Source organism: Dehalococcoidia bacterium (genome assembly GCA_030018455.1).
GTDB lineage: Bacteria > Chloroflexota > Dehalococcoidia > DSTF01 > JALHUB01 > JASEFU01.
The window spans coordinates 39,122-52,892 of sequence record JASEFU010000007.1; the positions used below are offsets into that span (position 1 = coordinate 39,122).

12 protein-coding genes and 1 tRNA gene are annotated in these 13,771 nt (G+C 62.6%); 3 read left to right on the forward strand and 10 right to left on the reverse strand.

The features are described 5' to 3' along the window. Nucleotides 1–73 precede the first annotated feature (73 nt). Nucleotides 74–1,747 carry a hypothetical protein gene (locus QME71_08900; protein MDI6858417.1) on the forward strand — a complete coding sequence of 558 codons (1,674 nt, stop codon included), beginning with the start codon at nucleotides 74–76 and terminating at the stop codon, nucleotides 1,745–1,747. A 469-nt stretch (nucleotides 1,748–2,216) separates the two neighbouring features. Here QME71_08900 and QME71_08905 read toward each other — a convergent pair. From QME71_08905 to QME71_08930, 6 genes are all read right to left on the reverse strand, one after another. Continuing rightward, a tRNA-Pro gene (locus QME71_08905) sits at nucleotides 2,217–2,293 on the reverse strand. 174 nt (nucleotides 2,294–2,467) lie between these two features. Next, on the reverse strand, nucleotides 2,468–3,742 hold the full coding sequence (locus QME71_08910) for a Ni/Fe hydrogenase subunit alpha (GenBank protein ID MDI6858418.1): 1,275 nt from the start codon (nucleotides 3,740–3,742) through the stop codon (nucleotides 2,468–2,470). Further along, on the reverse strand, nucleotides 3,742–4,542 hold the full coding sequence (locus QME71_08915; GenBank protein MDI6858419.1) for a hypothetical protein: 801 nt from the start codon (nucleotides 4,540–4,542) through the stop codon (nucleotides 3,742–3,744). Before QME71_08915 ends, QME71_08910 begins: the two co-directional genes overlap by 1 nt. After that, nucleotides 4,535–5,341: an FAD/NAD(P)-binding protein gene (locus QME71_08920; GenBank protein ID MDI6858420.1), complete on the reverse strand. Its 807-nt coding sequence runs from the start codon at nucleotides 5,339–5,341 to the stop codon at nucleotides 4,535–4,537. Before QME71_08920 ends, QME71_08915 begins: the two co-directional genes overlap by 8 nt. After that, nucleotides 5,331–6,311 (reverse strand): 4Fe-4S dicluster domain-containing protein, encoded by a 981-nt coding sequence (locus tag QME71_08925; GenBank protein MDI6858421.1) that lies wholly within the window; start codon nucleotides 6,309–6,311, stop codon nucleotides 5,331–5,333. Before QME71_08925 ends, QME71_08920 begins: the two co-directional genes overlap by 11 nt. Before the next feature lie 119 nt (nucleotides 6,312–6,430). Next, nucleotides 6,431–7,000, reverse strand: a complete 570-nt coding sequence (locus QME71_08930; GenBank protein MDI6858422.1) for a universal stress protein — start codon at nucleotides 6,998–7,000, stop codon at nucleotides 6,431–6,433. A gap of 225 nt (nucleotides 7,001–7,225) precedes the next feature. Here QME71_08930 and QME71_08935 point away from each other — a divergent pair, with 225 nt between their 5' ends. Both QME71_08935 and QME71_08940 read left to right on the forward strand, forming a co-directional pair. Beyond that, nucleotides 7,226–7,891 carry a response regulator transcription factor gene (locus QME71_08935; protein ID MDI6858423.1) on the forward strand — a complete coding sequence of 222 codons (666 nt, stop codon included), beginning with the start codon at nucleotides 7,226–7,228 and terminating at the stop codon, nucleotides 7,889–7,891. 35 nt (nucleotides 7,892–7,926) lie between these two features. Further along, on the forward strand, nucleotides 7,927–9,975 hold the full coding sequence (locus QME71_08940) for a PAS domain S-box protein (protein ID MDI6858424.1): 2,049 nt from the start codon (nucleotides 7,927–7,929) through the stop codon (nucleotides 9,973–9,975). 105 nt (nucleotides 9,976–10,080) lie between these two features. Here the strand turns inward: QME71_08940 and fdhD are convergent, their stop codons facing one another. The 4 genes from fdhD to QME71_08960 are packed head-to-tail and all read right to left on the reverse strand — an operon-like array spanning nucleotide 10,081 to nucleotide 13,736. After that, on the reverse strand, nucleotides 10,081–10,863 hold the full coding sequence (gene fdhD, locus QME71_08945; GenBank protein MDI6858425.1) for a formate dehydrogenase accessory sulfurtransferase FdhD: 783 nt from the start codon (nucleotides 10,861–10,863) through the stop codon (nucleotides 10,081–10,083). 1 nt (nucleotide 10,864) lies between these two features. Further along, nucleotides 10,865–11,695, reverse strand: a complete 831-nt coding sequence (locus QME71_08950) for a formate dehydrogenase accessory protein FdhE (protein ID MDI6858426.1) — start codon at nucleotides 11,693–11,695, stop codon at nucleotides 10,865–10,867. Continuing rightward, complete coding sequence (gene hybB / locus QME71_08955; GenBank protein ID MDI6858427.1) at nucleotides 11,688–12,914, reverse strand: Ni/Fe-hydrogenase cytochrome b subunit; 1,227 nt, start codon at nucleotides 12,912–12,914, stop codon at nucleotides 11,688–11,690. Before hybB ends, QME71_08950 begins: the two co-directional genes overlap by 8 nt. Before the next feature lie 3 nt (nucleotides 12,915–12,917). After that, nucleotides 12,918–13,736 carry a 4Fe-4S dicluster domain-containing protein gene (locus tag QME71_08960; protein MDI6858428.1) on the reverse strand — a complete coding sequence of 273 codons (819 nt, stop codon included), beginning with the start codon at nucleotides 13,734–13,736 and terminating at the stop codon, nucleotides 12,918–12,920. Between the last annotated feature and the right edge of the window lie 35 nt (nucleotides 13,737–13,771).

Below are 13,771 nucleotides of genomic sequence, written 5' to 3' on the forward strand. Positions count from 1 at the left end.
ACGGTTGGGGGTAGCGATGGGGCTCGGCGCGAGGCGCGTTGCGGGCTTGCCGCGTGTCCACTATACTCCGGTCATGCCATCAATAGGTGTCGCCCGCAGGATAGCCCTTCTGGTTGCCTTCGCCGGAGCCAGCGTTGCGCTCTTTGCTCCGTCTGTTCCGGTTGGCTCGCTTGACGGCGGCGGCCGGGGCATTGCCGAGTCCAGCAACCCGCCTTTATTCGACCCGGCGGAGTTTCTTGAGGAGAGCACACTTGACGTCGTAGTGCTGCAGGACTGGCACGTCGACACGGTCACTGGGGTGAGCAGGCAAAAGCTGATCGAGATCAGAGTGGCGGAATGGTGGCCGGGCCAGGACTACCGCGTGCCGGTGCGGCTGGTAGTGCCGCTGACCGGAAGGGCGAAAGGGTTCTGGATCACCGGTGGTCACGAGTACGACAGCTTCGGCGGTGATGTTGCCATCGGTGGCGTCAGCGCGACACTACTCGCAGGAGGCGTGGGTCTGGTTCACACCGTGGTGCAACCCCTCGAGTCTCTGCCCGGCGGCGCGCAACTCGCTCAGGAGATGAGCGACCGCTTTCTCCAGACCCATAACGCTCGCTACAGCGTCTACTGGATATGGCCGATGACGCTAATGCGGGCGGCTACCGCCGCCTACGCTGAATCCGAGTATTTCGAGGTGGGCAAAATAGCAGCATCGGGGGGATCGAAAAACGGCTTCGCGCCCGCGGCTGCTTTGATCCACGATGACCGCTTCACGGCCATCTGTTCGAGTGTTTCGCCGGCTTACGCGTCTCCTCTGCGCCTGTACGACCAGGCGACGATGGACGCGGTAACCGCTGCCAACGACTGGTTCTTCGACGCGCTCGACGCCGGCGAGATCGACCCGGGCGAGCACAGCCGGCAATGGTATGTGCAGAACTCGTGGGGCACCTCAGGCAGGGACCTCCACACCCTGGCCCTCGATGCGGGCTGGACATGGGAAGAGATCCGCGAGATTGGAGTCAGCACAGCCGCTGAGTTCTTTGTCTCCGAGAATTGGGACGACATAACGGACCGGGGCGCCGACGTGCTCTTTCAGCCTGGAACCCATGACTATGTCGCCTATGATATCCTGTGGGGCGCCCAGCGACATCCGCATATCCCTGTTTATTACCAGCCCAACGGTGGACACTCGCAGACTCCGCACCCCGCCGCCGAGACCGACGTTACAAACCTGTACGCCCTTCTCGTCACGCATTTCTTTGACGGCAGTCCAATGCTGGAGCCCCCGGCATCAAGCCATCGGCTCGTCGGCGAACAGCTCCATATAACCGTCGCCTTCAACAGCGGCCCGCAGCCCGAAAGCGGGCGCGTGTTCTGGATCTACGACCGCGCCCCGGGCGGCTCAGCGCCGTTCTTGTGGAAAAAGATCGCCGATGGGGACTGGATGGACATGACATTCGACGCCGAAGCGGGGGCGTGGAAGGCCACTATCCCCGTTGACCCGGCCGCCTCGAGCATCGAGTTCTTTTCCAACCACGGCCTTGTCGTGGATGGCTGGCAGACGTATTTATCGAGCCCGTATACCCGTGTGGAGCTTGCCGGGCCGCCGGTGGGCGGCATTGCCGAGCCGGCGGCGAAAGAAGTCGCTCATGTTGCTGCGCCGGGGCCGCGGCACGCTCACCCATCTACCTGGGTCGGCATTATGGCCGCTGCTCTAACGGCCCTCGTTCTTGCTGGAGCCGCCTTGCGTCTTGGCAGGCGCTGACCAGACGGCTGGGGCGGTCATCTTCAGACGAGCGCGGAATTACGGGCGCGAACCGATAAGGTGATTCGACGCGGAGCCGCGGAAAAGTGGGCGTGCGGGTGCCGCGTCGCAAGTCCTGAAGTTTCAATCCTCACCCGACCCGTAGGCCGGGTGCAACGGCGGCGATTGGACAGACCCCTGGCAACAGGGGGCGTTTCAATCCTCACCCGACCCGTAGGCGGCGCTTATCTTCTTGGTCACCTGAGCACCTCCCGCGAATCGGTCATCATGACCATTATATCACGGCTTCCTGGCGAGATGCGACGCCTGGGGGCGAAGCGAGCAGGCCCTGTGATGGGCTGTGATGAAGTGTGATGCGGCGTGACCGGGAGACCTGTTCATTCAGGAGGTCGGTTTTGCCGTCCTACCTGAACAAAAACGGTCGGCTCCGCGGCCTGTTAGCCTCGAAACCGACCTTCTGATTGCTTCATGGTCGGGGCGGTGGGATTTGAACCCACGACCTCCTGAACCCCATTCAGGTGCGCTACCGGGCTGCGCTACACCCCGACCATTCGTCATACTAGCAGATGCAATCGCCCGCGACAAGCTCGCCATGGGCCCCGACGACACGAAGCCGGACGCCCTCTCTTGAAGTCGAACCCCGAAAGAGGATAAACAGCGGCCAGGTGCCGAATTCACCTGGCCGCCGTCGTCAGGAAAAGACTGCGATGTGGAGGGTCATCACAGCCATTCAACATTCAAGAAGTGCACCGCGCAGGAGAGGCACGGGTCGTAAGCCCTGATTAGCTTCTCCGCTGCGGCGACCACCGCCTCCTTCCCCTCATGCACAACCTCCGGCAACAGCGCTGCGAGACTTTCCTCCATCGCCCGCAGGTTTTGCGCCGTGGGAGTGATGATGTTCGCGTGCAGGATGTGGCCCGTGTCGTCCAGCTCGTACTCGTGCCAGAGCACCCCGCGCGGCGCTTCAACGGCGGCGATGCCGTGCCCCGCCTGCACCCATATCTCCGGCGGAGGCTCCGGCTCTGGCCGCAAGTTCGAGAGGATCGCCAGCGCGTCATCGAAGTTCTGCACCAGCTCGATGGCCTGCGCCGGGTTGATCAAGAACGGGTTGTCCAGACCCTGGGGCACGGGGCCCGCCCGCAGCAGCGCCGCCGCATCCGATGACAACAACTCTTTGCTGTTCGCCAGCCGCGAGAGGGCGCCCACCATGTACGCGTGCCCTTCGCGCACCACGAAGTTCGCCGTCTGCTCCGGCGAATGGTACTCGCTCACAAACTTCCCGTAGTCCCGCTGCTCGAATTCATGCTCATCGCTTCGTATGGAGCCCGCTATTAGCGCGTACTCGCTGTCGCTGTAAAGCGAGAAGCGTTCCAGCTTGACGTGCAACTCGGGATAGGGGAGGCTGTTGAAGAGCTCAGCCGTCGCCACGGCGGCCGGCCGGAGCTGCTCCAGCCGCTCTCGAATGCCCGTTAGTTGCTCCTGCGTCGGTATCTTCAGGTGACCGCCGACAGTCACCGACACGGGATGTATATCTCGCCCCGCCAGCAACCGCACCATGTCGTTCCCCAGCTTCATGAGCTGGATGGCCCTCTCAACTGCCCCCCGCTGCTCGAGCGCAATCGAGAGTGTGGACGGCACGCCGAGATAGTCGGGCAGTGCCAGGAAATACAGGTGCGCTGCGTGACTGCGGATACTTTCGCCGAGATTGAGGAGCCGCCGCAGCTCGTGCGTCTGCGCGCTGGGGACGATGCCGAGCGCGTTCTCGATGGCCTGATGGGCTGCCAGGCAGTGGGCGCAGCTACAGATGCCGCATATGCGCGTCGCTATCTCCGAAGCTTCGCTGTACAGGCGTCCGCGCAGGATCCCCTCGAAGTAGCGGCTGCCTTCCAGCGAGCGTATCTCCAGGTGTTCGACCCGTCCGTCATCGACCCGCAGCCTGAGGGTAGCGTGCCCCTCGATCTTCGTCAGTTCCTCAAGGTCTATCTGCGTGCTCATTACACCTTCTCCACTTCAAGCGCTCTGCGAAGCGGCTCCAGGTCCGGCGTCTTCTGTCCCACGAACGTCCGTAGGCGCCGCTTGATGAAGTCCCAGCTAAAGCCTTTCTGCTCCAGCAACTCGATGAACGCCGGCAGGTTGGCATCCTCCGTCTGGCCCCGGCAGCCCCAGCACTCGAAGCCGCCGCTGGGGCAGACCGCTCCGCAGCCGCCGCGCGTTATCGGGCCCAGGCACGGCTTGCCCAACTCGAGCAGGCAGTAGTTCCCCTTGCGCCGGCACTCGATGCAGACGGGAGCCGTGTAGGGACGCGGCGTCTTGCCCGCGGCTACTGCCTTGATGACCTCCAGTATCTCCTTGCCGTTCGGCGGGCAGCCGGGGATGGCGAAATCGACCGGGACGTGCGTGTCGATGGGGGAAGGGGGCACGTCCTTGATGTCGTCTTCCTTTTCCTTTATCAGGTGCTCGTAGTTCTCGAGCGGCGTGTAGTGGCGGTAGGCGGGGATGCACCCCGTGTTGGCGCACGTCCCGAGGGCGACCAGGACGCGCGCGTTCTTCCGCACTTCTTTCAGCGTCTCCAGGTCCCGCGGCGAGGCGACGAGGCCCTCCATGAAGGCCACGTCGAGGTCCTCGTGTGAGTTAGCGCCCTTGATGAACGGAAATGCCTGCACGTCCACGAGATTGAAGATGCCGACGATCTCGTCTTCGTTGAAGATGACGGACTCGAGGCAGCCGGCGCACCCGGTGATGCCGTAGAAGCCCACTCTCAACTTCTTCGCCACGGCGATTTGTCTCTCACTCATGGATGTGCTCCTTTATCGTGTCCAGCCGGAACACGGGTCCGTCCACGCAGGTGTATTTCCCGCCTATCATGCAGTGACAGCACTCACCGAGTCCGCAGTACATCAGCCGCTCCATCGAGAGCCATATCCTGTCTTCCGGCATGCCCTTCTCCATTAGCACCCTGCTCGCCACGGTCATCATGATGGGCGGGCCGCAAAGAAAGGCCGTGCTGCCTCCGCCGGGTATCTCTTTCTGACGGACCAGGTCGGTGACGAAGCCCTGCGTGGCGGCGAAATCGCAGCCGCCGTCCATGTTGTCGAATGAGATGTGCAGGTCAATGTCCCGGCGCCAGCGCTCGATCTCGGCCTGGAACAGCAGCTCGGCGGGGTTGCGGTAGCCGAGGAAGGCGACGACGTCTTCGTAGTCGCCGCGGTGCGCCAGTATGTACTGGATGACGCCCCTCACCGGCGCCACTCCGCAGCCGCCGCCAACCAGGACGAGGCTCTGCCGCCACGTCGCATCCATGGGGAAGCCGTTGCCGTAGGGGCCGCGGGCGTAGAGAGTGTCGCCGGCGCGGCAGGCGGCCAGCGCCCGCGTCACGTTGCCCACCTCTCTGACGTGCACCGTTGTGGTATCCCCGCCCCAGGAGGCGATGGAGATCGGCGCTTCGCCTATCCCCACCACGGACAGTTGCAGGAACTGGCCCGGACTGTGCCCCAGGCGGAGATCGAGGGTCAGGGTAACGCCGTCCGGCGTCTCCCTCACGGCGCTCAGTACCTTTGTCGCTATCGGGATCAGTACCTTTTCACTAGTGCGCATGGCTTACCATCCGGTTCACTATGTCCACCCAATCGATCCGCGTCGGGCAGTAGGCGATGCAGCGGCCGCAGCCGGTGCAGAGGGTGACGCCGTACCGCTCACGGAAGTACTCCATCTGGTGGTAGATGCGGTGGCGGAAGCGATCGCTCCGGTCGTTCCGGAAGATGTGGTCGCCGGCGACCCGCGTGAACTCCCGCAACTGGCAGCTTGACCAGTAGCGGCACCTTGTCCCGCGGTTCAGGTCGCCCAGCTCCACCTCATCACCTATCTCGTAGCAGTAGCAGTTGGGGCAGAGAGTTGTGCAGGCGCCGCAGGATAGGCAATTCCGCACCCCTTCCTCCCACCGCTCGTCATTGAAGAACGGAGCGATATTATCGGTAGCCAGCCGTTCCGTCCCGGGCGTGCGGCGGTCCTCATCGCGCAGCCTCTCCGAAGTCGGCTGGAAGTAGCGCGGGAACCGGTGCACAAGCTCCTCGCCCTTCTCCGACCCCGTCTCCACCAGGAAGTAGCCCTCTCGCGGCACGAACATCAGGTCCTGGCAGTCCTTGAGCCCGACGCTGCCGCAGAAGCAGTAAGGGCTCGGCGGCTCAGCGCAGTGATAGCCGATGAGGACTGTGGCCTCGCGCCGCGCCGCGTACGACGGGTCCCTGCGCGCCTGGCAGTAGAGCATGTCCTGATGGGTGATGGCGTTCAGGTCGCAGCGCCGGATGCCAAAGAGCACCCGCGGGGCGACCGCTACCGCCGGCAGTGACATCTTCTGTCCATCGAAGTGGAAGAGGGGGTCGCTCTGCGGAAAGAACAGTTCCTTGGGCGGTATGTAGATGTTCTCGCTCAGGTCGATGTTGGCGCCCGACGTCACCTCCTGCAAGCGCACCACATCGCTCCGTACGGGGGCGAAGACCTGGTAGTGTTTGGAGAGGGAAGCGATGAACGGGGCCAGCTGCGCCTCGTCGAATCTGTAATTAGCCATTCGCTTGTCCTTCGGTATGTCGAGCGATTATCCGCTTTAAAAAGTAACCGTTCGTTTTGTTTCGTCTCGTCGTCTTCGTTCTTCCGCCGGGGCTAGCAGGCGGCCGTAGGGGCCGCCTGCTAGCGCGTCGCCTGAGCTCTCGCCCGCTCGCCGCGACCGGGGACCGGGAGCCGCTCGTACCAGTGGCGGGCTCCGACGGTCGCAGCGGGAGGAACGACCATCACCGGGCAGGCCCTGGTCTTGATGACCTCGTCAGAGACGCTACCCTGGAAGAGGCGCCTGAGCCCCTTCTTCCCGTGCGTCGCCATCACGATCAGGTCGATCTCCTGCGCCTTGGCGATGGCAACCAGCTCCTTTGCAGCGTTGTCGGTGTGCTGGACCAGGCACTGAGTCTTCTCCACCGGCAGCTCCCAGCGCGTGACCAGGTCGTGGAGGTACTCCCTCGTCTCACCCACGATCTTCACGACGTCGGGGTCGTATCGGTAGGGGCTGAAGGCGTCAATCACCTCGACCAGCCGGACCAGGTAGATGTCGGCACCCAGGGACTCGGCCATCCTCGCCGCCAGGGGTACCGCCTCCTCGCACTCTCTCGTTCCGTCGACCGGTACCAGGATACGCATCGTCTTTCCCCCCTTTCCCTCGAACGTCTGCTCTTCGTGACCGGTTGTTCTTTCTTTCAGCAGTGCCATCGTCCCGTTCCTTTCCGTTCCCGTTTCCAGCTTCAGAATAGCCCCGGGCCAAAATGCTGCCATCTGAGATAAGGCGAATCTTTGAACTAGAGATGTACCTAGCGCTTGCTGGCCCGCTAAGCGAAATCAACTAGGTCTCCGGTGTTCTCGCTCGGCGAAATCCCCGTGTTGTGCCGCTTTCCAAAGTGGTATCCTGTTGTCAGCGAGGCAAAGGGAGGAAGTTACGTGGAAAAGATTCGCGTTCTGCTTGCCGAGGACCATGTGGTAGTGCGCGAAGGGACCCGAGAGTTGATACAGCGGGAGCCCGACATGGAGGTCGTGGCGGAAGCGGGAGACGGTGAGGAGGCGGTCGAGCTCTCAAAGCGCTCCCGGCCCGACGTCGTCATCATGGACATCGCAATGCCCAAAGTGAACGGCATCGAAGCGACGAAGCTGATCAAACAGGAGCTTCCCACAACCGCCGTCCTGATCCTCACCGCCTACGACAACGAGCAGTACATCTTTGCCCTGCTGGAAGCGGGGGCGGCTGGCTACTTGCTGAAGAACGTTCGTCGCAGCGAGCTCATAAATGCCGTTCGCGCCGTGCAGAGAGGGGAGTCGGTGCTTCACCCCCAGATAGCGCGCAAAGTCGTGGAGCGTTTCCGGGATGCTCGCGGCCCCATCGTCGCTGAAGAGCCAGGGAGGGAAGTCCTCAGCGAGCGCGAGCTGGAAGTGCTGCGGCTGGCGGGCAAGGGAAAGAGCAACAAGGATATCGCGGGCGACCTCTCGCTGAGCATTCGCACCGTCCAGGCCCATCTCGGCAACATCTTCAACAAGCTGGGCGTCGGCTCCCGCACGGAAGCCGTCCTCCTCGCGCTGAAAAAGGGCTGGCTTACCCTGGACGAAGACTGAGAATCGGGTAGGGCAGAAGGGTGCCGACCACTCCGATGTTTAGAACCGCCAGGATGCTCATCGGCAGCAAGCACTTCTACATCGTCGCGTGCATGCTGTTGATCGTCACCATCCTCCAGTACCCGCAGCAACTCCTGTTCATCGGCGACCGCGCGCCGGAATCATTGCTGGGGACGGAGAGACATGCCCTCGAGCGCGTGCTCTTCCTGCTGCCCATCATGTATGCCGGCGTTGTCTTCGGGATGCGCGCCGGCATGTTCGTGACCTTCGTGTCCGTAGCCATCATGCTTCCCCGTGATATCTGGATATCCGAATACCGTGTCGATGCCTCCCTCGAGACGGCAGGTATCGCTGTCTTCGGGGTCCTCGTCAACATCTGGTTTGAATCCTACCAGCAGGAACACAGGCGGCGGGAGAGGGCTCTTTCCCATCTTATGGCAGCTCAGGAGCAACTCGAATCGCAGCTTGAGACCATAAGAAAGAGGGAGGCCGAGCTGGCGGCAATCAACAGCGTTTCCGTCATCGTCTCCGAGTCGCTGGAGATAGGCGAGATACTGGCGCGCGCGGCATCGAAGATCAGAGAGGTGATGGACGTTGATATCTTCCTGGCCTTCCTCCGCCACGAAGAGACGGGTGACCTGGTACTGGAGCGGCAGGAAGGCCTATCGCCGAAGGTAACAGCCGAATTCCATGGGCTGGCGCTGGGCGAAGGGTTGAACGGGCAGGTTGCCCTGACCGGCGAACCACTTCTCATCGGGGGACCGGGCGCCAGCCGGGTACTCCGGGAACGGTCCGCGGCGGAGGAATCGATAGCCGTAGGAATCATCGTCCCCATCAAATCGAAAGGGAAAGTGCTGGGAACGTTCGCAGTCGGGAGCAACCGATTCCGTCGTTTCCCCAAGCGCGAAGTCGACCTCCTGCTTGCCCTGGGGAACGTCATCGGCGTCGCCCTGGAGAACGCGCGCCTCTACCAGAAGCAGAGGGAGACGGCCGACGCCCTGCGAAGCTCCGAAAAGGCCTATCGCGAGCTCTTCGAGAACGCTCACGACGCCATAATAATCCAGGACCTGGAAGGCAACATCGTGATGACCAACGCCGCCGGCATCAGGCTCGGAGCCTACACCGAGGACGAGTTGACTGCCAAGAACGTGCGCGAATTCCTGACCCCGGAAGGGATGAAGGTGGCGAGGGAGGTCAAGCGGCGCCTTCTTCGGGGAGAAGTAATCGACAAAGCGTATGACCAGCAGTTCATCCGCAAGGACGGCTCGCTGGCCTACGTCAAGCTCACCACAAGCCTCATCACCGACGGCGAGCGCCCCCGCGGCTTTCAGCACATAGCTCGCGACGTCACCGAAGAAAAGCGCCTGGAGGAGAACCTGCGGTTCTATCTGCAGGAGGCGACAAGGGCGCAGGAAGAGGAGCGAAAGCGCATCGCCCGCGAGTTGCATGACGATACGGCCCAGGAGCTGGTGGCCCTATCGCGCGAGCTGGACAGGCTGGCCTCCATCGAAAAGTCGCCGCGTGCGCTCCGCAAGGTGGAAGAAATACAGGACCGCATCGATGAAATTCTGGACGGGGTGCGTCGCTTCAGCCAGGACCTTCGCCCCTCGGTGCTCGACGACCTGGGCCTGCTGCCGGCGCTGCAATGGCTGACCGCCGACATGCAGAAGCGGTCCGGTATCAGCGTCGATATGAAAGTGACGGGGAAGGAGCGCCGCCTGTTGCCGGAGGTGGAGCTGCTCGCGTTCCGGATCGCGCAGGAAGCGCTGCGGAACGTCTGGAAGCACTCCGAGGCGACGCACGCCCACCTCCTCGTGGAATTCCGGAGGAGCTCCGTGAGAATCTCCGTAAGCGACGACGGCAAAGGCTTTAGCATCCCCGAAAGAACGGGCGATCTCGCCAAGCAGGGCAAACTTGGGCTGGCGGGCATGGAAGAGAGGGCGCGCCTCCTCGGAGGCCGCCTGGAGCTGAAATCACGTCCCGGCGAGGGCGCAGTCGTCACCGTAGAAATGCCGGTGGAAGCGCACGAGCGGGAGCGGCGCGTCGAGTCGGGCGTGGAAAAGGGCGCCCGTTCCGCTTCCTAGCTGCCCCCCTTGATTGAGTCGCCCCGGCGATAAATTGCCGGAGCATCCCGACGGCCTTTTCCCACCGTTGTTCCCAGGCCCCTCGCTCAACTGTCCAAGAGAGGTTTAGGACTCTATGCGCTCAGGCACCGTGTAGACGTGCATCGAATGGCCGCGGACGTAGCCGACGAGGGTGACGTTCCAGGAGCGGGCGAGATGCGTCGCTAAACCGGTGGGCGAGTTGCGAGAGATAACGATGGGCGTCTCCATGCGCGCGGCCTTGGCCAGCATCTCTGTTGAAATGCGGCCGGTGCTGACGAGAAGGCGGTCGCGGGTGGAGACTCCAGTCGCCAGGGATGCTCCGGCGATCTTATCGAGAGTGTTGTGACGTCCAACGTCGTGCGCTGCCAGCAGCAGGCGCTCCCCATCGCTGAGGGCGGCGCTGTGGAAGCCCCCCACATCGCGGTGGAGGCCGGCGTTCAGCGCGAGAAGTTGCCCCATCGCGTCGTAGACCTGAGCGGGGGTGACAGTGCGCGTCGACTGCAGTGGTTCCCGGGTGGCGGCAATGTCCCAGAAGGTGAGACCGCCGCTGCACCCGCTGGTCAGCGTGGGCCGGGACGGCAGGGGCGTGTCATGCGCGAGCCGGATCTCGACCAGGACCTGAAGGTCATCCTCGCCGCCCAGGACCTTTAGCTCTGTCACGTCATCGATAGAGCTGATAACGCCGGCATTGAACAGAAAGCCGATAGCCAGATGGTCGATCTCGGTGGGGGTGCAGAGAAAAGTCACCCACTTCTGATCGTTCACCACAAGCGAGCAGGCAGCCTCACCTATCATGCGCTTGTGCTCGACTTCGCGCTGCTCTCCTTGATAGCGAAGATAGGTAAAGCCGTTACGTATTACCAGCATTTCAACCTGCTTTGTACCCTGCCTTCTGCGCCGCGAAGTCCATCCCGATCGTCAGCACGCGCTCGACGGGTAGCAACCGCTCTCCCTTAGCCTCGCGAAGATCGATCGTCTTCAGGTAGCGCTGGCAGCGGTCGCATACGCTAAGCCGGTAGACCCTGTCGTCGCTGGGGTAGTAGCCGAGGGTCGCCGGCTCGGCGTTGCGACAGAACGGACAGGCGACCCGCACGTAGCCCCACTCGAAGTCGCAGCGTGAACAGAGAAGACGCCTCCGCCCGGAGTTTCGCTCCAGCGCCGCCAGGTCGGGCTCCCCGCCGCAGATAGGGCAGCGTTCGCGGTACCAGAGGCTGTCGTTGATGACCTCCGAGTACTCCTCGGCAACCGGGCGCAGGAAAGGGCGCAGCGAGTTGTTAAAAATGAAAGAGAGGAGGTTCGACTCCAGCCCTGTCTCTTCGCCTCTGCGGACGTGGCCCTCTCGCAGATAGTCTTTGGCCAACTGTTCGATCTCGTCGGTATGCTCACGAAGCCAGGCGTGGATGCGCGCCAGCGGCTTCACGAGCTCGCGCCGGCATTGCGCCAGGGTGAAACCGACCCGGCTGCAGAGGTCGGCGAAGGCCTTGGGGTCGATCCGCAGCGTCTCCGGCGACAGCAGCGGTTCGCCCTGGCTAAGGCGGGCCACTGCCTCCTTGCGCTCCAGAGACGAAACGCCCTCACCCGCGGCTGTCGCGGCCTGCGCTTCTACTATCTTTGCGTACAGGTCTATCGTCTCGGCGAGTTGTGGCTGTTCCTCGGCCCCTTTCCTTAGAGCCTCCAGAATCTCGTCATAACTAACCATTCTCAGGCTCAAGCTCCAGATGCACGTACGTCCCGGTTGCCTCCGATGTTGCCCTTATTCCACTTTGCGCTGCTGCGCCCTCTTGGATCAAGTGCTCCTTCGGGAACAGCGGCAGGAAGCGCGCCACAAGGCTGTAGGCCAGCACGCCGGCGGAGACTATCGATATCGTGATCACGAACTCGAGCACATGCGGCAAATAGAACGCGCCCTCGGGCCTCTCGAGGCCGATGAGGCTGACGTTGAACCGGTTTAGCACGACCCCCGCGATGACCATCGTCGCCACGCCGAACAGCCATCCCGAGCTCTGCCTCACGCTGGGCAGCAGGATGAGAGCGCCGGGAACGACGACTCCTCCGATGATCTCCAGCCAGAAGATGGCCGAAGACAGGTTGGCCTTGAACAGGAGGTCGGCATCTCCCGCGACCGCGATGTCAATGAACTTCATCGGCAGGTAGACAGCGAACGCCAGCGGGATGGCCAGGGCCAGCTTGCCGAGGATGTCCGTTTCAAGCGCCCGCTTGAAGACCTTTCCGCTTATCACTGACTCGAAGATCACCATGGCCGGGCCGACCGCGACTGCGGTGAAGAAGAACATCGCCGGCAACAGCGGTGTGTACCAGAGGCCGTTGAGATTATCGGGGACGATGCTGAACAGCGATCCGAGAGAAGACTGATGGAGTGTGGAGAGAACGGTCCCCAGGATGACGAGCACGACGGTGATGTTCCGGATCAGGCGCAGCAGTGGCGACCACTGCAACTTCTCCCACACGAGCGGGCTGAACTCCATCGCCAGGACCGCCGTGTAGAGCATCACGCACCAACCTACCTCGAACATAACTGAGTGCGGGTTCCAGAATATGATCAGGTACCAGATGCGCTCCGGGTGACCGAGGTCTACCAGCAGCGCGAATATGACCATCAGGTAGCCCAAGAACCCGGTGAGGATTGCCGGGCGAAGAATAGGGCGGAACTCTTCGCGGCCGAAGATGTAGACGGCGGAGGCGGTTACGAAGGCGCCTGCTGCCAGCGCCACGCCGCACAGCAGGTCGAAGCTGATCCACAGTCCCCAGGGGTAGTCGTCGCTGAGGTTACTGATCGCTCCGATGCCGTAGGCGTAGCGGACGATCGCCGTAACCAGGCCGAGGCCTATCAGCCCCAGGAGGATAAGGTGACCCGGCGTGAATAACGTACGGACCAGACTCTGCTCCCTGACGCTCATTGACTAATCCTCCTTCCCGCCGCTATCCGTTTTCTTCCCGCTCATCATGGCGTTTCGCCGCCCGAACACCCACCAGAGGCCGGCGAGGATGCCGGCCCAGGTAACGGCGACGATCGGCGTGCTCTTCATGATCGTCTCGCTCACGTCGGGTATCGCCTCTTCACGCACAGTGGGAAGCCCCATCATGTCGAAAGGAATGTGCGAGATATAGAGGACGGTGGTCCCTCCAGCGTCCTTCAAACCGTATATGCCCTGGTCCTTGTAGTACTTCTCGGGATTCTTGGCCAGGCGCTCTTCAGCGAGAGCGACCATCTCCTCGTGGGTGCCGAAGCTCAAAGCGCCCGAGGGGCACGTCTTGACGCAGGCAGGCTCCAGGCCGTTGCTTATGCGGTCGATGCAGAGGTTGCATTTGCGGATCTTCGTGCCGCCGTCGAAGAGTCCTTCATCCCAGGTGAACGTCGGGATGTTGAAGGGGCAGGCGACCATGCAGTAGCGGCAGCCGATACACTTCCCTCCGTCCCAGGTGACGGGGCCGTCGTTCTGCTTTTTCAGCGCCCCCACGGGGCACGCCGAGACGCAGGCCGGGTGCTCGCAGTGCATGCAGCGGCGGTTAAGGAAGCTCCACTTCAGCTCGCCGTCAACCTCGACCTCTTTGAAATCGATTATGAGCCAGGTGTTGGCGTTGAGAGAGGGCGGGTTGGTATACTCGCCGCTCTGGTGGGTTTCTTCTCCCGGTAAGTCGTTCCACTGCTTGCACGCTACCTGGCAACCGCGGCAGCCGGTGCACCTCGTTTCATCGACCAGGAGTCCGTACTTTGCCATTTGAGCCCTCCATCCTTCCGGAAACGCCTGCCGCT

Excerpts from the sequence above, each read along its gene's own strand:
- QME71_08910 (MDI6858418.1), bottom strand. The coding sequence starts at position 3,742 with ATGAGCACGCAGATAGACCTTGAGGAACTGACGAAGATCGAGGGGCAC.
- QME71_08925 (MDI6858421.1), bottom strand. The coding sequence starts at position 6,311 with ATGGCTAATTACAGATTCGACGAGGCGCAGCTGGCCCCGTTCATCGCT.
- QME71_08960 (MDI6858428.1), bottom strand. The coding sequence starts at position 13,736 with ATGGCAAAGTACGGACTCCTGGTCGATGAAACGAGGTGCACCGGCTGC.
- QME71_08940 (MDI6858424.1), top strand. The coding sequence starts at position 7,927 with ATGTTTAGAACCGCCAGGATGCTCATCGGCAGCAAGCACTTCTACATC.
- QME71_08915 (MDI6858419.1), bottom strand. The coding sequence starts at position 4,542 with ATGAGTGAGAGACAAATCGCCGTGGCGAAGAAGTTGAGAGTGGGCTTC.
- hybB (MDI6858427.1), bottom strand. The coding sequence starts at position 12,914 with ATGAGCGTCAGGGAGCAGAGTCTGGTCCGTACGTTATTCACGCCGGGT.
- QME71_08950 (MDI6858426.1), bottom strand. The coding sequence starts at position 11,695 with ATGGTTAGTTATGACGAGATTCTGGAGGCTCTAAGGAAAGGGGCCGAG.
- QME71_08930 (MDI6858422.1), bottom strand. The coding sequence starts at position 7,000 with ATGGCACTGCTGAAAGAAAGAACAACCGGTCACGAAGAGCAGACGTTC.
- QME71_08920 (MDI6858420.1), bottom strand. The coding sequence starts at position 5,341 with ATGCGCACTAGTGAAAAGGTACTGATCCCGATAGCGACAAAGGTACTG.
- QME71_08900 (MDI6858417.1), top strand. The coding sequence starts at position 74 with ATGCCATCAATAGGTGTCGCCCGCAGGATAGCCCTTCTGGTTGCCTTC.
- fdhD (MDI6858425.1), bottom strand. The coding sequence starts at position 10,863 with ATGCTGGTAATACGTAACGGCTTTACCTATCTTCGCTATCAAGGAGAG.